The following is a 19,718-nucleotide window of genomic DNA, read 5'->3' on the forward strand; positions in this document are numbered from 1 at the left end:
GCACCGTCACACGCCGAGTCGGGCGGCCACCCAGTCGGCCGTCTTCTGCCGGTGCCGGGCGGCCACGTTCATGCAGCCGTGGTTCCCCTCCTCCAGCATCAGCAGCGTGGCCGGCCCGGCCGCCTCGGCGGTGAGCCGTTCCGCGTGCTGCCAGGGGATCAGCCGGTCCCGCCGACCGGTGACGACGAGCAACGGGCAGGTGATCGACGAGGTACGTCCGTCGAGGCTGAGGGTGTGCGCGACCTTGCGGGCCGCGTCGTCGTCGGTGGACCGGGACCGCACCCGGAACGCCTCGCGGGTCAGCGCCGGCAGCTGGTCCCAGCAGCTACCGAAGTCGTACGGGCCGGCGAGGGCGACACAGGCGCGTACCCGGTCGTCGCCGCTGGCCACCCTCGGTGCGTAGTATCCACCGAGGCTCACCCCCCAGACCCCGAGCCGCTCCGGGTCGACGTCGTCCAGCCCGGACACGGCGTCCAGGATGGCGGCACCGGGCCGCTCCCAGTCGCCCCGGATGGGCAGGTCGTACTCAGCCTCGCCCTGGCCGGGCCCGTCGACGCTGAAGGTGGCGATCCCGCGTTCCAGGAACAGCGCCTCGGTCGAGCGGAACTCCTCCTTCGCCGAGTCCAGGCCGGGAATCATCACCACCAACGGGTGCGGGCCGATCCGGTGTGCGGGCAGCCGCAGCACACCGACCAGCCGGCTGCCGTCGTACGGGATCTCCACCCGGCGGCCGGGCGGATCGAGGTACGGCAGGGCGGAGTCCAGGCAGCGCACCGCGGCGGCGTGTGCGGTGCGCATCTGGTCGAGGTCCTGCACGAAGAGGAACTTGGCGAAGTGGTAGTAGACCGAGGCCTGGGCGTAGTGCTGTCCTGCCGAACGGAACCGCTGCTCGGTACCGGCCTCGACGGCCAGGGCCTCGTGCTCGGCGGCCACCGCCGACCAGGCCGCGCACCAGTCCTCCCAGCGCGAAACGGCCCGGGTCACCCGTTCGAAGTCCGCGACGGCCACCCCGTTGGTGGTGAACCGGGGCGCCCAGTTGGCGATCGCCGAGGTCACTCGGTCGTCCATTTCCGCCTCCTTCCCGTCGCATCTTGCAATCGTGTGCATCGTTGCCCGACCATGAGGGACGTGTCAACTACGTCACCGGTTGTGGCCGGCCCTCCGCCCCGATTCAGCGTCGAAGAGTTGCGGGACCGCCGGAGCAGACTGCTGACCTCGGCCGCCGAGGCGGGCGCCGACACGGTGCTGGCGTACGGGGCGAACCGGTTCGGCAGCGCCGTCGGATGGCTCACCACCTGGCCGGTCACCCGGGAGGCGGTGGTGGTGCTCGACGGCGACGCACCCGCCCGGCTGCTCGTCGGCTTCCCGAACCACGTTCCGGACGCCCGGCGGACCGTCCGCGACGCCGGGCTCGGCGACGAGGTCGAGATGCTCGACGGCGATGTCCCGGAGGCGGTGCTCCGCCTGCTGCACAGCGGCGGTCCGCCGCGCCGGGTGGCCCTGCTGGGGCCGGTGCCGGGCCCGGTCCGGGACGCGGTCGACGCCTGGGCCACGGGTGTGGTGGGACTGAACGGGGTTTACACCCGGCAACGGATGACGAAGTCGGCCGAGGAACTGACCTGGCTGGAGTACGCGGCGGCGCTCACCGACCGGGGCGCGCAGGCCCTGCTGGGGGCCGCTGCGGCGGGTGCCAGCGAGCGCGAGATGGTGGCCGCCGCCGAACACGCCTACCGGGCCGCCGGCGGTACACACCACATCTGCTACGTGACGACCACCTCGATGGCGGACCCGGACCGGTGCGTACCGGCGCAGTGGCCGAGCGACCGTCGCGCGGAACCGGGCTCGGTGGTGCTCTTCGAACTCAGTGCCGGCTGGGGTCCGGACCATCCCGCGCAACTGCTGCGTACGGCCACCGTGGGCGCTCCGCCCACCGCCCGGTACGCCCACCTGCACCGGGTCGCCGAAGCGGTCCGGGACGACCTGCTGGCCCGGATCCGGCCCGGCGCCCTCCCCGCCGAGCTGCTCGGTGTGCTCGACCGGGTCCGGGCCGAAGGGCTGACCACTGTGGACGATTTGGTTCACGGGCTGGGTGGCGGCTACCTGCCGCCCGTGCTCAGCGGACGCGGCCGTCCCCTGCGCGGCCCGCACGCCGAGCCGCTGCGTCCGGGCATGACGCTGGTGGTACAGCCGAACGTCTGCACCGCCGACCTGGCTGCCGGGGTGCAGACCGGCGAGATGGTGGTGGTCACCGAGACGGGCTGGCGGTCACTGCACCGGTTCCCGGCCGGGATGCCCCAGTTGTGAGCTGCAGAATTCGTTGACGGCCCGAAATGCGGTTGATACCGTGGCGCAACCGATTGCAGTGGCGTACGCCACACCAGGCAGTCGGCCAGGCTTCTGATCTGAGCAGGGAGCTGGCATGGTGCAATCGAAGGTTCACGTCCCTGCGGAACCCGGCACGCACCGGGTCGCCGGGCGAGAAGAGTCAGAGCCGGCGCTCATCGAGGTAGCGAACGTCACCGCCGGTTACGAGAACAGGCGCGAACACACCAGACTGATCGCCCTGCGCGACGTCTCCCTCCAGGTGCGCCCCGGCGAGTTCCTCGCCATCGTCGGGCCCTCCGGCTGCGGAAAGACCACCTTCATCAACCTGGTCGCGGGCTTCGTCAAGCCGATCAAGGGCACGGTACGGGTCCGCGGGCGGGAAGTCACCGGCCCCGGCGCCGACCGGGCGATGGTGTTCCAGGACTACGCGCTGCTGCCCTGGCGGACCGTCGAGCGGAACATCCACTTCGCGATGGAGAACCGCCGTGGGCACGTACCAAAGGCCCAGCGTGAGGTACGGGTGGCCCGCGCGCTCGACCTCGTCGGCCTGACCGGTTTCGAGAAGTCCTATCCGCACGAACTCTCCGGCGGCATGCGACAGCGGGTCGGTATCGCCCGCGCGCTCGTCACCGAGCCGGAGATCCTGCTGATGGACGAGCCCTTCGGCGCGGTGGACGCGATGACCCGGGAGGCCATGCAGGCCGAACTGGAGAAGATCATCGTCAACACCCGGCAGACGGTCGTCTTCATCACGCACTCGATCGACGAGGCCGTCCTGCTCGCCGACCGGATCGTGCTGATATCCAAGCGGCCGGGCGTGATCCGCGAGGTCATCGACGTTGACCTCCCCCGGCCCCGCTTCGACGAGCAGGGCGACGTCAAGCGGTCGGCACGGTTCGGGGAGATCCGCGGTCATCTGTGGTCACTCCTGGCCGACGAGGCCCTCGGCGCGAAGCGGGAGAGCGGATCATGACAACCGACACCATCGGAAAGGCGCCGGCCACCGACCCGAAGCGGGTGGACGGCAACCATATCGAGAGCCTCGCCGTCAGCCGGTTCGCACCGTTCAAGAGCACCGTGATCACGCTGGTCAACCTGACCATCTTCTTCACCCTGTGGGAGCTTCTCGCCCGCGCCGAGGTCATCAACCCGCTCTTCTTCCCACAGGCCAGCGACGTGTTCACCGCGATGTACACCGGATTCGCCGACGGCACGATCTGGCCGGAACTGCGGCACAGCCTGTCCAACTTCCTGATCGGCCTGACGATCTCGGCGGCGATCGGCATCCCGGTCGGCCTGCTCATGGGCGCGAGCCGGATCGCCGACCTGATCCTCAGCCCGTACGTCTGGGCGATGACCTCGCTGCCCCGCGTCGCCCTCATCCCCCTGCTGATCCTGATCCTGGGCTTCGGCAACTCGATGCAGCTGACGATCATCGTGCTCTCCGCCGTCTTCCCGATCATGGTGAACTGCATGGCGGGCGTGAAGACGGTGGAACCGTCACTTCTCCGGGCCGGGGAGACGTTCGGGGCGAACCGACCCGAGATCTATCTCAAGGTGATCCTGCCGTACACGCTGCCGTTCGTGATCGCCGGCGTCAACCAGGGCATCGCCCGAGGGCTGGTCGGCATGCTGATCGGCGAACTGCTCGGCGGCGGAGGGAACGGGCTCGGTTTCCTCCTCGACCAGGCGGGCGAACAGTTCGACGCACCCATGCTCTACGCGACCCTGTTGCTCCTCGCGGTCATCTCCGTCGGCCTGGTGCAGTCGATGCGCTGGCTGGAACAGCGCGCGGCGCCCTGGCGAGACGCCTCGCGAGCGTAGCCACCCTGCACTTCGCTCGGCCCCGGCCCTTCGCGGGCCCCACCCCACACACCGGTTCCCATGGGACGACGACGACCAGGAGCGACCGATGCACAGAACCAGGCTCACCCGACTTGCAGCCGCTTCCAGCGTGCTTTTCCTCCTCGCGGCCTGCGGCGGCGGGGGCGACGACAACACCGGCAACACCACCAGCCGGGACGTGCCGGCCGCCGCCGAGGACGTGGACGGCAACATCGACAAGAGCAAGGTCAAGAAGGAACTCGTGGTCGGCGTCGACAACCCGTACTACCTCTTCCACGAGGACATCCTGGTGGCGCAGGAGAAGGGGTACCTCAGGGACGTCGGCATCGAAAAGGTCGACATCAAGACGATCGAGGACCCGCTCCCGGCGCTCATCGGCGGCTCGCTCGACCTGGCTCTCTACGACGCCGACACGTCGATCGCCGCCGCCAAGAAGAGCAACACCGGGGTCCGGTTCCTCTCCGTCTACCTCGGCGGCGAGGCCAACGTCCTAGGGGTCCGCAAGGGCATCAACTCGGCCGCCGATCTGAAGGGCAAAACGATCACCGGCGGCCAGTTCAACAGCCGCAACGACGCGATCCTGCGGGAGCTGCTCACCAAGAACGGTGTCGACCCGGCCAAGGACGTCAAGATCGTCAGCACCGGCGGGCAGTCCAACGAGCGGCTCCAGTCGGTGATCGCCGGAACGGTCGACGGCGCCAGCGTGCAGCTCCGGCACCGTGGACTGCTGGAGAAGGCGGGTGGCAGGTTCCTCTTCGAGGAGACGCGTCGGGTGCCGCAGAACGGCTGGGCGGCCAACAAGCTGCTGACGGAGAGCCCGGAGACCGTCACAGCGTTCCTCGCCGCCACGCTCAAGGCCCGGCAGTTCATCACCGAACAGACCAACAAGGACGCGGTCCTCGACCTGATGCGGAAGCAGGGCTTCGAGATCCCCACCGACTTCGCCGACGCGTACTCGGCGGAGAACGCGCCGACGTACCACGTCGTCGACGGTGGGTTCGACCCCGCCGACATGGACAAGTTCATCGCCGACCAGATCAGCTTCAAGTCGGTGCCGGAAGGAACCGACTGGCGCGAGTACACCTACCTCCTTCCACTCTGGCGTGCGCAGAAGAACCTGGGTCTGCCGCTGCGCCCCACCCCCGGGAACGTGTGAGCCATGCGGGTGGGAACGGCTGACGCCAGCGGACTCCGGTTGCTCGCGCACCACGACCTCGCCGGCAGCGGCGACGGGATGCAGGTGGTCCGCTCCGGCGACGCCCTCTACGTCGGCCACACCGGTACGTCGAGGATGGGCACCTCCATCCTCGACGTGTCGGACCCGCTCCGGCCCCGCCTAGTGGACCAGTGGCCGGCCCCGGACAACAGCCACACCCACAAGGTGCAGGTGGCCGACGGACTGCTGCTGGTCAACCACGAGCGCTATCCGTACCGGCCCGCGGCACCGCTCGGGCCGCACTCGGCGGGGCTGGCCGTCTTCGACCTGGCGGACCCGTTCGCGCCGAAGCAGATCGGCTTCTGGCCCTCCGGCGGCAAGGGGGTGCACCGGATCGTCTGGGAAGGCGGCCGGTACGCCCACCTGTCGGCGGTGCCGGACGGCTTCACCGACCGGATCTGGGTCGTGCTCGACCTCACCGATCCCACTCGGCCGGTCGAGGTCGGCCGCTGGTGGTGGCCCGGGCAGTGGACGGCCGGCGGCGAGCGGCCGGACTGGCCGGCGGGCCGGCGGTACGCCGCGCACCACGCGCTGATCGCGGGCGACGTCGGGTACCTCGGCTTCGACGACGCCAACCTGGTCGTGCTGGACGTCTCCGACATGGCGGTGCCGACGATGATCGGACACCTCGAATGGGGCGGCGGGGCGACGCACACCTGCCTGCCGCTACCGGGCCGGGACCTGCTCGTGGTAACCGACGAGCAGCAGCACGACGGCCCGTACGCCCCCGACCGGCGGATCCACCTGGTCGACATCGCCGAGCCGTCGACGCCGCGCTACCTCGGTCCCCTCCCCCACCCGACCGGCCCGTACGACGAACTGCCGATGCGCTTCGGGCCGCACTGCCTGCACGAGAACCGAACCGGGTCCTACCGCAGCGGACGACTCGTCTTCGCCACCTACTTCAGCGCCGGGGTGCGGGTCTACGACCTGGCCGATCCGGACGATCCCCGCGAGATCGCGCACTGGGTGTCGGAGGCGCCGCCGGGCCAGTCGGTGTCACAGGCCAACGACCTTTTCGTCGACTCCGACGAGCTGGTATGGGTGACCGACCGGGTGCACGGCGGGCTCTTCGTCCTCGAACCGGAACCCCGGCTCCGGGCGCTGATGGAGCAGGCCCGTGCCTGAGTGCCACAACCGATTGCGAACGTTCCCTTCCGACCTGAGGAGATGCTGCGTGGCGGCTCCCGTGCGGTTACGACTCGGCGTGTTCAGTCCATCGATCGTGCTCGGCGTGGCGGCGGCCAGCGGCGCGTGGGAGCGGGCCGGCCTGATCGTCGAGGAGGTGCCGGTCGCCTCGTCGACGCAGCAGTTCACCGCCCTGCTCGCCGGTGAGCTCGACGCCGTCTTCACCAGTCCCGACAACGTGCTCGCCTACCGGGGCTCGACGGCGAACCCGCTGGGGCGGTCGGCGGACGTACGGATCCTGGCCGCCGTGGACCGGGGCCTCGGACTGTCTCTGTTCTCCGGTCCCGGCCTACGGTCCGGCGACGACCTGCGGGGCGGGGTACTGGCCGTCGACGTACCGACGTCCGGGTTCGCGTTCGTGGCCTACGAACTGCTGGCCCGCCAGGGGATGCGCGCCGGACACGACTACGAGGTGGCGGCGTTCGGGTCGACCCCACGTCGGGCCGCCGCCCTGGTCGCCGGCAAGTGCGCGACCACCGTGCTCAACGCCGGCAACGACCTGCGGGCCGAGTCGGCCGGCTGCACTCGGCTGAGCCGGGCGTCGTCGCTGGGCCGCTATCTCGGTACCGTGCTCGCCGCGCCGGCCACCGGCGTACGGGAGGGGTCGTCGCCGCTGCGCGACCTCACCGGGGTCGTCCTGGCGACCGCACGGGCGCTCGCCGAGGGTCGAGTGGCCGAACTGGCGGGCAGCGTCACCGCATCCCGCCTCGGCCTGGCGCCCGACGGCGTCCGGCGCTACCTGGAGACGCTCTCGGATCCGGACGAGGGACTGGTGCCCGACGGTCGTCTCGACGGGGAGTCGCTGGAGACGCTGCGCTGGCTGCGCAGCCGGTACGCCGGCGGCGACCGCGAACTCGCGACGCTGGTCGCGCCCGGCTCGGGCCTGGTGGACGACCGCTTCCTCGGGTCGGCCGCGACATGAGAGCCGGCGGCGGTATGAGGGGCGGCGGCAGGAGGCACCGCTGCGGGCGCCTCGGGCAGCCGGCCGGTCGGGCGGGACCGGCCGACCGGTGCGATCGCAACCCGGGTTCGATATGAGTACACGCGGTTATGTCCCCACCGGGCCCTCCGCTTACGATTCCAGCATGCGGAAGCCGACCCTGCAGGACGTCGCGGACCGGGCCCAGGTGCACCGGGCCACGGCGTCCAGGGCGCTCAACCCCGCCACCCGGAACCTGGTCAACGCCGAGACGGCCGACCGGGTGGAACGGGCGGCGCAGGCCCTCGGCTACCGGCCCAACCCGATCGCACGGAGCCTCAAGACCGCCCGGTCGGCGAGCATCGGTCTGGTGATCCCCGACCTCACCAACCCGCTGTTCCCGCCGATCGCCCGGGGAGTCGAGGACGTCCTGGGCGCGGTGGGTTACAACGCCTGGATCGTCAACACCGACAACGACCCCGCCCGGGAGGCGGCCGCGGTCGAGTCGATGCGCAGCCGGAACGTGGAGGGCTACGTCTTCGCCACCGCCCGGCTCGAACATCCGCTACTCGAACAGCTCGCGGCGGCGGAGAGCCCGGTGGTGCTGGTCAACCGCCGGGCGGGCCGCTCCGACATCCCCTCGGTCACCGCGGACGACGCCACCGGAGTGTCGCTGGCAATGCGGCACCTCGTCGAGCTCGGCCACCGCAAGATCGTGCACCTGGCCGGGCCGCAGGGCCTGTCCACCGGGCTCAGCCGGCTGCGTGCCTTCCGGCAGGCGCTTCAGGACCATGACCTCGAGGACGCCCCGGAGCGGCTGGTGGTCTGCCGGTCCTTCACCGAGAGCGCGGGAGCCGAGGCGGTGAACGGGCTGCTCGCAGCCGGCGTCGACTTCACCGCCGTACTGGCCGGCAACGACCTGCTGGCGCTGGGCTGCTACGACGCGCTCGGCGAGCGCGGCCTGCGCTGCCCCGAGGACGTCAGCGTGGTCGGCTTCAACGACATGCCCTTCATCGACAAGCTCAGCCCACCGCTGACCACGGTGCGGATCCCGCACTACGAACTCGGCGCGGAGGCGGCGCGGCTACTGCTGGAGGGCCTGAACGAGCCGCAGCGCCATCCGCGCTCGATCCTGCTTCCGCTGACGCTGGTGGTGCGCCGGTCCACGGCAGCACCGACGGGCACCGCGACCGGCGGTCGGCAGGGAGGCCGCGCGACCGGTAGCCGGCGCGCCGCGACCCCGCACCAGGCGCCCGTACGCCCGGTCCGGCCGGCTGTCTGAGTCCGCCGAGCCCTGAGTCCGCGGATCGCGCCTGGCACACCGGGATCCGGCGTCGTTGCGCCCCCGTGGCGAGCCGAGGATCGTTCGCACCGCGTGTGCGACAGGGCCCCAGCGGGCATCGATACCCTCTGGCAATGCGAGGCTCGCGCGAAGATGACAACTCGGCCAACCTCGATGACGTCGAACGACGGCTCCGGGACATCCGCGACAATCCTGAGAAGTCAACGACGTTGCGGGCATTGGCGCAGTACCAGCTCGAACGGATCGCCGGGATCCGCGCGATGGCCTGCGGCTCCGGCGCGGACGGAACACCGGCGGTGACCATGGAACGGCTGGGCCCGTTCACGTTCTCGGCGATCCCGGAGACCAGCGTCGTCGCCGTCGAGGTCGACCGGCGCGGCTCCGCCCCGCTGGTGGCCGTGGTCTCCGCGGACGAGATCCGGCGGCTGACGCCACTGTTCGAGCATGTCCGGGACCGCGCCGAACGTGGCCAGACGGCCGGGATCGACCTCCGGGCGGCCTTCCTGGGGCTTCTCGGTCACGATCCGTTCGACGGCGAGTTCGAGGACCGGTGACGTCCGCCTACCCGGCGGACGCCCCGATCCGGTGCTCGTGGGGACTGATCCCGCGCTCACGCTTGAAGGCGGTGCTGAGCGCGAACGGGCTGCCGTAGCCGACCTGCCGGGCCACCGAGGCGACGGTGGCGTCGGGTTCCCGCAGCAGGTCGGCGGCCAGTGCCAGGCGCCAGCCGGTCAGGTAACTCATCGGCGGTTCGCCGACCAACTCGGCGAACCGGCGGGCCAACCCCGCCCGGGAGACACCGGTCGCGCCGGCCAGGCTGGCCACCGTCCAGGCGTGGGCCGGATTGTTGTGCAGCATTCGCAGGGCCCGCCCGACCACGGGGTCGGCGTGGGCCCGGTACCAGGCCGGCGCCTCGGCCTCGGGTCGGGCGAACCAGGCCCGCAGGACGGCGACCAGCAACAGGTCGAGCAGCCGGTCCAGGATCGCCTCCTGGCCGGGCACGTCCTGGACGATCTCGTCGTTGATCAGGCGCACGAGCGGGGTGAGGCGCTCGCCCGAGGGGAGCACGAGCAGGTTGGGCAGCGCACCGAGCAGGCGTCGGCCGATCTCGCCGTGCAGTTGGTAGGTGCCGGTGAGCATCACCGTGGCCCCGTCCGGACTGTTGCCCCAGGTGCGTACGCCCAGGTCCATCGCCTGGGCCAGGTTCTCCCCCCGGACGGTCGTACACCGTTGCCCCGGATGGATGATCACCTGTGGTGGGGTGGCCGGATCGTCGGCCACGGTGTACGGATCCGGGCCGCGCAGGATGGCGACGTCGCCCTCGCCGAGCGGCCGGACCTCTCCGGTGTCGGGTAGCAGCACCGCCCCGCCCCGCAGCAGCACCACCAGGGTCAGCGGGGCCTCGTCCTGGATCCGGAGCGACCAGGGCGGGTCGAGGACGGAGCGGAGCAGGAAGGCACCCCGGGCCCGTGGCCCGTCGAGCAGGCCGGTCAGCGCGTCCACCGACCCAGGCTAGACGTGTGAACATGGAATTGCGATTCCTGGCTATGGGAAGTCGCAACCTTGCGGGCTTGAATTCAGACATGACCGAACCTGAGCACGACAACACGGCCCTGACCCTGGTACTCGGCGGCACCGGCAAGACCGGCCGCCGGGTGGTGGAACGGCTGACGGCACGACACCGGCCGGTACGGATCGGGTCCCGCTCCGCCGAGCCGCCGTTCGACTGGGCGGACCAGAGCACCTGGCCGCCCGCGCTCGACCGGGTGAGGTCGGCGTACCTGTCGTTCTATCCGGACCTGGCGGTTCCGGGAGCCGCCGACGCGGTCCGGGCCTTCGCCGACCTCGCGGCGCGGCAGGGGGTACGCCGGCTGGTGCTGCTGTCCGGGCGGGGCGAGGAGGAGGCGCAGCGCTCCGAAGAGGTGGTCATGAAATCCGACCTGGAGTGGACGATCGTCCGGGCGAGCTGGTTCAACCAGAACTTCAGCGAGGGCCACCTGCTGGAGCCGGTGCGGGGCGGCGAGGTGGTGCTGCCGGTCGGGAACGTCGGAGAACCCTTCGTCGACACCGACGACATCGCGGACGTCGCGGTCGCGGCGTTGACCGAGGACGGCCACGTGGGTCAGCTCTACGAGCTGACCGGCCCCCGGCTGCTGACCTTCGCCGATGCCGTCGGGGAGATCGCCGCCGCCACCGGGCGGGACATCCGGTTCCGACCGGTTTCGATTGAGGAGTACACCGGCATGCTGGCGGAGTACGAGTTGCCGGCGGACGAGGTGGCACTGCTGACGTACCTCTTCACCGAGGTGCTGGACGGCCGCAACGCCCACCTGACCGACGGGGTGGAACGGGCCCTCGGCCGCCCGCCCCGGGACTTCCGCGACTACGCCCGGACGGTGGCCTCGACCGGTCTCTGGGCGGGGTGACCACCCGACCGGTCGGCGACGCCGGTGCGGGCGGCCCGCCCGCACCGGCGTGACCGGGCGAGCCGGGATCGGGTTTCCACAGTGGTCACCGATGCGTAGCATTGTGGTGTGGCCACGCCCCAGATCAGCAACGCGATGCTTGACGTGCTCGCGTTGCTGCTCCGGGCCTGGGAGGAGAAGACCGAGGTTCACGGTTGGCTGATCATGAAGTCGCTGCGGCGCTCCGGCCCGGTCGTGTACGGAGTGCTCGATCGGCTTGAGGACGCGGGCTGGATCACCGGCTCCTGGGAGGTCCTGCCGGCGCGACAGGACCGGCCGCGTCGGCGCTTCTACACGCTGACCGCCGCCGGCGCAGAGGTCGCCCGCCAGCAACTGACCGCCGCCGTCCCGGTGCGGCCCCGGTTCCGGATACAACCTGGTTTCGGTCTGATCGCACACCCGCGCCCGGCCCGTTGAGCGGCCGATGAGCAACGTCGAGGTCGTGCTGGCCATCGTGCTGGGGCTGCTCGTCAACGAACTCACCGATGTGAGCCCATGGCTGGCCCGCAAGCTCGTCGCCTGGTCGGCGCGACTGCGCTACCGCGACACCAGCCGGGCCGAGGTGCGGGCGGAAGAACTCGCCGCGGTGATCAACGATCGGCCGGGCAAGCTGTTCAAGCTGGGTACGGGGGTCCGCTTCCTCTCCGCCGCCCTGGCCATCCGACTGCGCCACCTCGTCACCGGCTCGTCGGAGTCGACGGACGAGCCCGGCGCCGAGAAACTGCTACCCGGGCCGATCCTTCCGTTGGAGGACGAGCCCACCGCGATGGTGGCGCGGTACCTGTTCCCGACGGAGCGGTACCGCGGTGAGTGGCGACGGCACTGGATCAACCCCGTCAAGAGTCTGGCCGTGATCGCCCTCTACGCGGTGCTCGGAATCTGGGCGACGGTCAGGCGGATCGAACCCCGCTACGTCGCCTGGGTTGTCGCGGCGATCGTGGTCACCGCCGTGTTGACGGCGGCATTCCGCCTGCTCAGCTGGTACCTCGGCCGGTTCGTCATCACCAACAAGCGGTTGATGTCGACCGAGGGCGTGCTGGCCCGCAGGGTCGCGATGATGCCGCTGCTGCGCGTCGTCGACGTCCGCTACGTGCAGTCGCCGGTGGCCCGGTTGTTCAACTACGGCACGTTCCGGCTGGAGTCGGCGGGCCGGGCCAACGCCATGCGCGAGATCGTCGACCTGCCCAACCCCGACGAACTGTACCTGCGCCTGGTCGAGGAGATATACGAGCCGGCGGCCGTCGAGGCCAGGCTCGGTACCCCGGACCTCGGCTCCGACGAGGACCACGGAGCGCTGGACGGCAGCACGGGCGGCGACGCGGCGGCGGAGGCCGCTCCGGTGGACCCGGCGGCGGTGCAGCGGGAGATCATCTACCAGATCGGCGCCCTGTCGGCCCAGTTGTCCACCCTCGCCGCCGCGATACAGCGGCTGACGCCGGCCCCCGGCGGACCGGCACAGCCCCCAGACGCGGACCGGACGCCGGCAGAACCTGCCACCGCCGCACCTGCGGCCGCGGACCGGCCGGAGCCCGCCGAGGGCCCTGGACCGGCCGGGGCCGACGTGCCGGACCGTGGCGCCGATCCCGTCCGGCCGCTCCTGCCCAGAGCAAGGCCCGGCCTGGCCGAATGACCCGGAGCGGTTCCGGACCCGGGCCGGCGGTCGGGGGCGGCCGCGTCACGGGCGGGGTCGCGGCCCGGTCGTGGCGGAGCGGCGCTGCTCATCCCCGTCTCCCCCTCGGCAACCGCTCGATGATGTCACGGCGGCCGGCCGGGACGACGGGGGTTGTCGCAGGCAGCCGTGGCACCCACGGCGCCACGGCTGCCTGCGTAGAACCCGCCAGGATCACTCGAACCGGTCAGGTCGACTCCGGCGACCGCCCGGTCACCGCACGGAGGCGCGGTTGTACGCCCTGCGCGCCCAGAGGTATCCGACCAGGGCGATGCCCACGCACCAGGCGACCGAGACGGCTCCGCTGTTGCCGATCGGCCCACCGGTGAGGAGGCCCCGCAGGGTCTCGATGATCGGGGTGAAGGGCTGGTACTCGGCGAACCAGCGCAGTCCGGCCGGCATGGAGTCGGTGGGCACGAAGCCACTGCCGAAGAACGGCAGCAGCGTCAGCGGCATCGGCAGGTTGCTCGCGGTCTCGACGCTCTTGCTCGAGATGCCGAGCGCGACCGACAGCCAGGTGAGGGCGAAGGTGAGCAGCGCGAGCAGGCCCGCCGCCCCGAGCCACTCGACCGGGCCGGCGGAGGGCCGGAACCCGACGAGCACCGCGACACCGAGCACGGCCGCGAGGCAGAGCATGGTCTGGATCATGCTGCCGACGACGTGTCCGGTCAGCACCGAGGTGCGGGAGATCGCCATGGTGCGGAACCGGGCGACGATGCCCTCGGTCATGTCCATCGCGACCGATATCGCCGGTCCCGCCGCGCCGCTGGCCACGGTGATCAGGAGGATGCCGGGGGTGACGTACTCGACGTAGTCGGCGCGACCGCCGGACACCCCGCCGAGCCCCGCCCCCAGCGTCCCGCCGAGGACGTAGACGAACAGCAGCAGGAAGATGATCGGCATCGCGAGGAGGAGCAGGGTCAGGGACGGGTAGCGCAGCATGTGCCGGAGGTTGCGGCGGAGCATGGTCGCCGAATCGCTCGCGACGTGGCCGAGGGTGCTCATCGTACGGTCTCCTTCTCCTGCTGCGGCTGGCCGGTGAGCGCGAGAAATACGTCGTCCAGATCGGGGGTGTGCACCGACAGGGCGTCGACCTCGATCGAGGCGTCGTCGAGCCGGCCGAGCAGGGCCCGTAGGTCCCGGACGCTGCCGTCGGTCGGCACCCGCAGGGCGAGGGCGTCGTCGTCGGGGCTCGAGTCACCGAGGACCCGCACCGCCGACCGGAGTCCGACCGGATCGGCGAACCGCAGCCGGACGTGACCCCCGGGGACCTGGCGCTTGAGCTGTTCCGGGGTGCCCTCGGCGACCAGCCTGCCGTGGTCGAGCACGGCGATCCGGTCGGCGAGCTGGTCCGCCTCCTCCAGGTACTGGGTGGTGAGGAAGATCGTTACCCCGCCGGCCACCAGGTCCCGGACGATCTGCCACATCGTCCGCCGGCTGCGCGGGTCGAGTCCCGTGGTCGGCTCGTCGAGGAAGATGATCTGCGGGTCGCCGACCAGGGTCATCGCCAGGTCGAGCCGGCGGCGCATTCCGCCGGAGTAGGTCACGGCCCGCTTCCGGGCCGCCTCGACCAGGTCGAACCGTTGCAGCAGTTCGGTGACGCGTCGCCGGCCCTCGCTCCGGCCCAGGTGGTGCAGGTCCGCCATCAGCCGCAGGTTCTCCTCGCCGGTGAGCAGGTTGTCCAGCGCCGAGAACTGCCCGGTCACGCCGATCGCGGCGCGTACCGGGTCGGGGTCGGCGGCCGGGTCGTGGCCGGCGATCCGTACCTCACCGCCGTCGGGATCGAGCAGCGTGGACAGGATCTGCACCGTGGTCGTCTTGCCGGCACCGTTCGGGCCGAGCAGCGCGAAGACCGTGCCCTCCGGCACGTCCAGGTCGATCCCATCGAGTACGACCTGCTTACCGAAGGACTTGCGCAGCCCGGTCACCGAGATCGCCGATCGGGGTGTGGCCATGTCCTCTCCTCTCCGAGCGTCCAGTGGTCGAGATGGGGCGGGTCCGGTCGGCGTCGATGTACCGCGCGACCTCCGTGGCACCATGATGGCATCACTTTGGCACCAGACGCAAGCCATAGCTGAGCCGGGATGGCGTCGGCTTGCGTCACCTCGGCCCCGGCCCACCCGCTCCATCGAAGGACGGAGCGGTGGATCATCACCGCGGGCGAGGAGAACCGGCGGATCAGCCACGACGCTGAGAGAATGCGTTGGCGGATCTTCACCGGTGCCGGACTGGCCCTCTTCCTCGTCTCCCCGTTCGTCCTGCTCGGCCTCGGCGGCCCGGACGTGCAGACCTCGGCCGACGCCGAGGCATCGCCGAAGCCGTTGATCGCGATCGTCGTCGCCGCCCTCGCCGGCCTGCTGCTGACCCGGCTCGTACCACCACACCTACCGGTCATCGCCCCGGCCGACGCCGCACACCGGCCCGCGCTGACCCGTCAGGCCGTCGGGCTGGTCGGGATCGCCCTGCTGCTGCCCGCCATCGTGCTCACCGCCGACCCCGGCGTCTGGTACGGCCTGGTCAAGCTCGTGCTCTTCTTCGGTGGCGCCTGGCTGCTGCTGCGCCGTTGGCCGACCGACTGGCGGGGCGGGGCGGCCCACCGCAGGGCACTGCCGGCCCGCTGGCGCTGGCTCGGCCCGGTTCCCGCGCTCCTCGCCTGGGCCTACCTGCTCTACTACAGCCCGATCGCCGGCACCGAGGACCTCTCCGGATACCGCGAGTTCCACCGGGCGTTCCTGCTCGCCGCCATGTCGCTGACCTTCGTCACCGCCAGCCTCGCCGAAGAGATCTTCTACCGGATGCTGCTCCAGACCCGACTGGAGGCGCTGCTCGGACGCTGGCCCGCGATCGTCGCCACCGCGCTGCTCTTCGCCGCGATGCACGTACACCGGATCGGCGACGGCCCACTGTGGGAGATGATCGCGATCATGGTGGTCTGGAACGGCGGCTTCGGGCTCGTGGCCGGCTACCTGTGGGCCCGCTACCGCAACATCTGGAGCATCTTCGCGTTGCACACCGCGGTCAACTCGCTCCCCCTGCTGCCACTGTTCTTCGAGTGATCGGCCGCGGTCCCGTAGCGAATCCTCGGCAGGTCACGGTGCGGATCGGTAAGGGACAATGCGGCGCCGACACTTGACGGCTGATCTAAAGGCGCCTAACTTAGCCGCAGAAGGCGGGTCGGACATCGAACAATGCCCATGACCGCTCCACCCAACTCCTTCGTGGCGACCACTTCGGCCTGCACCCGACACCTCGTCGTTGGGAGACACGCGTGCGTCGACTCGCCCTTGCGCTCACCATCGCCTCACTTCTGACAGCCGGCACCGCCTGCGGCGGTTCAGAGGGGTCCGGCGACGACAAGTCGCCGATCAAGGTCGGCCAGATCGTCTCGCTGACCGGCAACTACTCGACCCTGGGCAGCGAGAACAAGAAGGCGGTGGAGCTGGCCGTCGAGCAGATCAACGCCAAGGGCGGACTGCTCGGGCGCCAGATCGAAGTCATCGTCAAGGACGACAAGAGCCAACCCGAGCAGTCGGTGCTCGCGTTCAACGACCTGAAGGGTGCCGACGTCGCCGCGGTCATCGGCTCGCCGTTCTCCAACTCGGCGCTCGCCACCATCCCGCTGGTCGACCGGGAGAAGATTCCGTACCTGTCGGTGACGGCCGCCGACGAACAGGTCTCGCCGGTGCATCCGTACGTCTTCGTGGTCCCCGCGATAGCCGGGACCTATGCCGACCGGCTCCTACAGTATTTCAAGGCGGTCAATCTGACCCGGGTCGCGGTCGCCCACGACACCAAGAGTTCCTACGCGGTCGCCGGCTTCCGGGCCACCCAGGCGAAGGCCGCGCAGTACGGCATCACCCTCGTCGCGACCGAGGAGTTCCAGACCACCGCCACCGAGTTCAGCGCGGTCTTCACCCATGTCAGGTCCTCGGGCGCGCAGGCACTGCTCGTCTGGGCGACGGGCGCGCCCGGTGTCGCCATCACCAAGGGGTACGCGACCGCCGGCCTCGACATCCCGCTCGTGCTGACCGGTGCGCAGGCGAGCGAGCTGTTCCTCAAGCCGGCCGGCGCGGCCGCCGAGGGGGTTCTCGTCGCCAGTTCGATCGGAGTCGTCGGCGACCACCTGCCGGAGGGTCCACAGAAGACGGCGGTGAAGGAACTGACCGACGCCTTCCGGGCCAAGTACGGCTATCCGCCGCCCCAGTTCGCCCAGGACGGCTACAGCGCCGTCAAACTCCTGGCCGCCGCGGTCACCAGCGCCGAAAGCATCGAGCACGAGAAGATCCAGGCGGCGTTGAACGCCCTGACCCTGGTCACTCCCAACGGGAAGTACGCGTACAGCCCGACCGACCACTCCGGACTCACCGGAACGTTCATCTCGGTGAACACGGTCACCAAGGGTGCGTTCGTGCCGACCGACTGGGCGAAGAGCCAACTCGCCCAGCTCACCGGGAACTGACCGGCGGTGCTGCTGCGGGCGCGGGGCCTGCGCCGGTCCTTCGGCGGCGTACTGGCGGTACACGACGTGGACCTCGACGTCGCGGCCGGGGAACTCCGGGGTGTGATCGGCCCCAACGGCGCCGGCAAGTCGACGCTGTTCAACCTCATCGGCGGGCAACTCGCCCCGAACGGCGGCACCGTCGCGTACGACGGCTCCCGGATCGACCGGCTTCCCCCGCACCGGCGGGCCGGGCTCGGCATCGGGGTCGTCTTCCAGAATGCCCGGATCTTCCACGGGATGACCGCGCTGGAGAACGTGATGGTCGGCGCGCACGCCACCACCCGGGCCGGCTTCGTCAGCGCCGCACTGCGGCTGCCGGCCCACCGCCGCACGGAGCGGGAGATCCGGACCCGGGCCGTCGAGGCGCTGCACCGGTCCGGGCTGGCCGACTGGGCCGACCGGCCGGCGGAGTCGCTGCCGCTGGGTCAGCAGCGGGCGCTCCAGGTGGCCCGGGCCCTGTGCGGCCGACCACGGCTGCTGCTGCTCGACGAACCGGCCTCGGGGCTCCGGGCCGCCGAGCGGGAGGAGTTGGCCCGGCTCATCGAGGAGCTGAAGGGGCAGGGGCTGACCATGCTGATGGTCGAACACGATGTCGGCCTGGTCGCCCGGCTCGCCGACCGGATCACGGTGCTCGACCTCGGGCGGGTGATCGCCGAGGGCACCCCCGACGAGGTGCGCACCGACGAGGCGGTGGTGACCGCATACCTCGGCGTGGACCTGGCGGACCGGTGACCACGACACTCGTCGAGACCACCTCGGTGACCGTCCGGTACGGCACCGCGACCGCGCTCGACGGAGTCAGCGTCTCCGTCGCGGCCGGCGAACTGGTCGCGCTGATCGGCCCCAACGGTGCCGGCAAGACGACCCTGGTCAACACGCTGGCCGGCATCCTCCGCCCGGCGGCCGGCACGGTCGCGGTACGCGGCCGGCTCGGCGTCGTGCCGGAGGGGCGGCAGGTCTTCGGTTCGCTGAGCGTGGACGACAATCTCCAGCTCGGTGCCTGGCGCACCCGGCAGCGGGACACCACCCGGATCTACGACCTGCTGCCCGACCTGCGCCGGGTCCGGCGGCAGGCCGCCGGTTCGCTCTCCGGTGGCCAGCAGCAGATGGTCGCGGTCGGCCGCGCCCTGATGGGCCGACCCGAGGTGCTGGTCATCGACGAACTCTCGCTCGGGCTGGGCCCGATCGTGGTGGCCAACCTGGCCGCGTACCTGCAACGCCTGAACGCCGAGGACGGGATGGCGGTGCTGCTCATCGAGCAGAACGCCCGGCTCGCGCTCCGGCTCTGCGGACGCGGGTACGTCCTGGAGGCGGGACGGGTCGTCGCCGAGGGGCCGAGTGCGGAGCTGCGGAGCAGTCCGGAGGTCATCCAGGCGTACCTGGGTAGTCCGGTTTCCGACCCCGACGGCCCGGCGGTGGTCCCGTGAGCGAGTTCGCGCTGTACCTGATCACCGGCCTCGGCACCGGTTGCGCGTTCGCGCTGGTCGGCAGCGGCATGATCGTCATCTACCGGGTCACCCACGTGGTGAACTGCGCCCAGGGCGGTTTCGCCGTGATCGGGGCGATGTGCGCCTCCACGTTCCTCGGCTCGGGCCTGCCGCACGGCCTCGCCGAGGGACTCGCGGTGGCGGTGGCGGCGGCGGTGGGCCTCACGGTCGGTGCGATCACGATCGGCAAGCCCGGGACGACTCCGCAGGTCGGCTTCATCATCACGATCGGGCTCGGCATCCTCGCGTACGCGGTCGAGGTCCTGCTCTGGGGCGACCAGCCGCGCTCGTTCGACGGCATCGCGGGCGCGACCGTCCTGTTCGGAGCCCGGGTGCCGACCCACTATCTGCTGATCATCGCGGTGACGGTGCTGGTGTTCGCACTGCTCGGCCTCTTCTTCGCCGGCACCTACCTGGGAAAGGCGCTCACCGCGTGCGCCGCGAACCCGTACGCCGCCCGGCTGGTCGGCATCGGGGTGACCCGGATGGGGTTGTTCTCCTTCACCCTCGGCGGGGCGCTCGGCGGCCTGGCCGGAGTGCTGATCACCCCGATGCAGCAGGTCACCTTCGACGGCGACGTCGTGCTCATCGTCAACGGTTTCGCCGCCGCGATCATCGGGATGCTGACCCGGCCGGCACTCGCGCTCGCCGGCGGGCTGCTGCTCGGTGTCGCCCAGGCGGCGGTCGCCGGTTACGGCAGCGCGGCCCACCAGATCGAGATCGCGCTCGGCCTGATGCTCGCGGTGCTGATCTGGCAGGCCGCCCGCCGCCCCACCGTCGAGGAGGCCCATTGAGGACGA

At 70.9% G+C, this 19,718-nt stretch carries 20 protein-coding genes; 16 read left to right on the plus strand and 4 right to left on the minus strand.

The genetic code is table 11. From position 1 onward, the window contains the following. Positions 1–6: 6 nt before the first annotated feature. A complete protein-coding gene (locus tag ACFP2T_RS09155) occupies positions 7–1,068 on the minus strand; it encodes an alpha/beta hydrolase family protein (protein ID WP_377419663.1) in 1,062 nt (353 codons plus the stop codon). 60 nt (positions 1,069–1,128) lie between these two features. Between ACFP2T_RS09155 and ACFP2T_RS09160 the strand changes: the two genes are divergently transcribed. The 8 genes from ACFP2T_RS09160 (at position 1,129) to ACFP2T_RS09195 (ending at position 9,350) form a co-directional block, all read left to right on the plus strand. After that, a complete protein-coding gene (locus ACFP2T_RS09160) occupies positions 1,129–2,304 on the plus strand; it encodes a M24 family metallopeptidase (protein ID WP_377419665.1) in 1,176 nt (391 codons plus the stop codon). Positions 2,305–2,419: 115 nt separating this feature from the next. Beyond that, positions 2,420–3,298 carry an ABC transporter ATP-binding protein gene (locus ACFP2T_RS09165; RefSeq protein WP_377419667.1) on the plus strand — a complete coding sequence of 293 codons (879 nt, stop codon included), beginning with the start codon at positions 2,420–2,422 and terminating at the stop codon, positions 3,296–3,298. Further along, positions 3,295–4,149: an ABC transporter permease gene (locus tag ACFP2T_RS09170; RefSeq protein ID WP_377419669.1), complete on the plus strand. Its 855-nt coding sequence runs from the start codon at positions 3,295–3,297 to the stop codon at positions 4,147–4,149. Before ACFP2T_RS09165 ends, ACFP2T_RS09170 begins: the two co-directional genes overlap by 4 nt. Positions 4,150–4,237: 88 nt before the next feature. Beyond that, positions 4,238–5,326 carry an ABC transporter substrate-binding protein gene (locus ACFP2T_RS09175; RefSeq protein ID WP_377419671.1) on the plus strand — a complete coding sequence of 363 codons (1,089 nt, stop codon included), beginning with the start codon at positions 4,238–4,240 and terminating at the stop codon, positions 5,324–5,326. Between the two features lie 3 nt (positions 5,327–5,329). Beyond that, complete coding sequence (locus ACFP2T_RS09180) at positions 5,330–6,514, plus strand: LVIVD repeat-containing protein (RefSeq protein WP_377419672.1); 1,185 nt, start codon at positions 5,330–5,332, stop codon at positions 6,512–6,514. A 49-nt stretch (positions 6,515–6,563) separates the two neighbouring features. Beyond that, positions 6,564–7,496 carry an ABC transporter substrate-binding protein gene (locus ACFP2T_RS09185; protein ID WP_377419674.1) on the plus strand — a complete coding sequence of 311 codons (933 nt, stop codon included), beginning with the start codon at positions 6,564–6,566 and terminating at the stop codon, positions 7,494–7,496. A gap of 163 nt (positions 7,497–7,659) precedes the next feature. Further along, positions 7,660–8,775 carry a LacI family DNA-binding transcriptional regulator gene (locus ACFP2T_RS09190; protein ID WP_377419676.1) on the plus strand — a complete coding sequence of 372 codons (1,116 nt, stop codon included), beginning with the start codon at positions 7,660–7,662 and terminating at the stop codon, positions 8,773–8,775. Between the two features lie 134 nt (positions 8,776–8,909). After that, complete coding sequence (locus tag ACFP2T_RS09195) at positions 8,910–9,350, plus strand: hypothetical protein (RefSeq protein WP_377419678.1); 441 nt, start codon at positions 8,910–8,912, stop codon at positions 9,348–9,350. A gap of 7 nt (positions 9,351–9,357) precedes the next feature. On the opposite strand, the gene ACFP2T_RS09200 is transcribed toward ACFP2T_RS09195, so the two are convergent. Further along, entirely contained in the window at positions 9,358–10,299 is a 942-nt protein-coding gene (locus tag ACFP2T_RS09200) for an AraC family transcriptional regulator (protein ID WP_377419680.1), read from the minus strand. Positions 10,300–10,379: 80 nt separating this feature from the next. Here ACFP2T_RS09200 and ACFP2T_RS09205 point away from each other — a divergent pair, with 80 nt between their 5' ends. From ACFP2T_RS09205 to ACFP2T_RS09215, 3 genes are all read left to right on the plus strand, one after another. Further along, positions 10,380–11,222: an NAD(P)H-binding protein gene (locus tag ACFP2T_RS09205; RefSeq protein WP_377419682.1), complete on the plus strand. Its 843-nt coding sequence runs from the start codon at positions 10,380–10,382 to the stop codon at positions 11,220–11,222. Between the two features lie 108 nt (positions 11,223–11,330). Beyond that, positions 11,331–11,678 (plus strand): PadR family transcriptional regulator, encoded by a 348-nt coding sequence (locus ACFP2T_RS09210; RefSeq protein WP_377419684.1) that lies wholly within the window; start codon positions 11,331–11,333, stop codon positions 11,676–11,678. A gap of 7 nt (positions 11,679–11,685) precedes the next feature. Next, the gene (locus tag ACFP2T_RS09215; RefSeq protein ID WP_377419686.1) at positions 11,686–12,891 is read left to right on the plus strand and encodes a PH domain-containing protein; all 1,206 of its coding nucleotides are present in this window, start codon (positions 11,686–11,688) and stop codon (positions 12,889–12,891) included. A 252-nt stretch (positions 12,892–13,143) separates the two neighbouring features. Here the strand turns inward: ACFP2T_RS09215 and ACFP2T_RS09220 are convergent, their stop codons facing one another. Continuing rightward, on the minus strand, positions 13,144–13,935 hold the full coding sequence (locus tag ACFP2T_RS09220) for an ABC transporter permease (protein ID WP_377419688.1): 792 nt from the start codon (positions 13,933–13,935) through the stop codon (positions 13,144–13,146). Then, positions 13,932–14,885: an ATP-binding cassette domain-containing protein gene (locus tag ACFP2T_RS09225; protein WP_377419690.1), complete on the minus strand. Its 954-nt coding sequence runs from the start codon at positions 14,883–14,885 to the stop codon at positions 13,932–13,934. The genes ACFP2T_RS09220 and ACFP2T_RS09225 overlap by 4 nt, the downstream gene beginning before the upstream one ends. A gap of 243 nt (positions 14,886–15,128) precedes the next feature. Here ACFP2T_RS09225 and ACFP2T_RS09230 point away from each other — a divergent pair, with 243 nt between their 5' ends. From ACFP2T_RS09230 to ACFP2T_RS09250, 5 genes are all read left to right on the plus strand, one after another. Beyond that, a complete protein-coding gene (locus ACFP2T_RS09230) occupies positions 15,129–15,986 on the plus strand; it encodes a CPBP family intramembrane glutamic endopeptidase (RefSeq protein ID WP_377419692.1) in 858 nt (285 codons plus the stop codon). A 212-nt stretch (positions 15,987–16,198) separates the two neighbouring features. After that, positions 16,199–17,389, plus strand: coding sequence for an ABC transporter substrate-binding protein (locus ACFP2T_RS09235; RefSeq protein WP_377419693.1), 1,191 nt, complete (start codon positions 16,199–16,201; stop codon positions 17,387–17,389). Between the two features lie 6 nt (positions 17,390–17,395). Continuing rightward, positions 17,396–18,163: an ABC transporter ATP-binding protein gene (locus ACFP2T_RS09240; RefSeq protein ID WP_377419695.1), complete on the plus strand. Its 768-nt coding sequence runs from the start codon at positions 17,396–17,398 to the stop codon at positions 18,161–18,163. Further along, entirely contained in the window at positions 18,160–18,858 is a 699-nt protein-coding gene (locus ACFP2T_RS09245) for an ABC transporter ATP-binding protein (protein WP_377419696.1), read from the plus strand. Before ACFP2T_RS09240 ends, ACFP2T_RS09245 begins: the two co-directional genes overlap by 4 nt. Beyond that, positions 18,855–19,712 carry a branched-chain amino acid ABC transporter permease gene (locus tag ACFP2T_RS09250; RefSeq protein WP_377419698.1) on the plus strand — a complete coding sequence of 286 codons (858 nt, stop codon included), beginning with the start codon at positions 18,855–18,857 and terminating at the stop codon, positions 19,710–19,712. The genes ACFP2T_RS09245 and ACFP2T_RS09250 overlap by 4 nt, the downstream gene beginning before the upstream one ends. Positions 19,713–19,718 lie beyond the last annotated feature (6 nt).

The organism is Plantactinospora solaniradicis, assembly GCF_042658085.1.
GTDB lineage: Bacteria > Actinomycetota > Actinomycetes > Mycobacteriales > Micromonosporaceae > Plantactinospora > Plantactinospora solaniradicis.

Coding starts and splice junctions, on each gene's coding strand:
- ACFP2T_RS09195 (WP_377419678.1), top strand. CDS start 8,910: ATGCGAGGCTCGCGCGAAGATGACAACTCGGCCAACCTCGATGACGTC.
- ACFP2T_RS09225 (WP_377419690.1), bottom strand. CDS start 14,885: ATGGCCACACCCCGATCGGCGATCTCGGTGACCGGGCTGCGCAAGTCC.
- ACFP2T_RS09155 (WP_377419663.1), bottom strand. CDS start 1,068: ATGGACGACCGAGTGACCTCGGCGATCGCCAACTGGGCGCCCCGGTTC.
- ACFP2T_RS09165 (WP_377419667.1), top strand. CDS start 2,420: ATGGTGCAATCGAAGGTTCACGTCCCTGCGGAACCCGGCACGCACCGG.
- ACFP2T_RS09170 (WP_377419669.1), top strand. CDS start 3,295: ATGACAACCGACACCATCGGAAAGGCGCCGGCCACCGACCCGAAGCGG.
- ACFP2T_RS09205 (WP_377419682.1), top strand. CDS start 10,380: ATGACCGAACCTGAGCACGACAACACGGCCCTGACCCTGGTACTCGGC.
- ACFP2T_RS09175 (WP_377419671.1), top strand. CDS start 4,238: ATGCACAGAACCAGGCTCACCCGACTTGCAGCCGCTTCCAGCGTGCTT.
- ACFP2T_RS09190 (WP_377419676.1), top strand. CDS start 7,660: ATGCGGAAGCCGACCCTGCAGGACGTCGCGGACCGGGCCCAGGTGCAC.
- ACFP2T_RS09180 (WP_377419672.1), top strand. CDS start 5,330: ATGCGGGTGGGAACGGCTGACGCCAGCGGACTCCGGTTGCTCGCGCAC.
- ACFP2T_RS09220 (WP_377419688.1), bottom strand. CDS start 13,935: ATGAGCACCCTCGGCCACGTCGCGAGCGATTCGGCGACCATGCTCCGC.
- ACFP2T_RS09215 (WP_377419686.1), top strand. CDS start 11,686: ATGAGCAACGTCGAGGTCGTGCTGGCCATCGTGCTGGGGCTGCTCGTC.
- ACFP2T_RS09230 (WP_377419692.1), top strand. CDS start 15,129: ATGCGTTGGCGGATCTTCACCGGTGCCGGACTGGCCCTCTTCCTCGTC.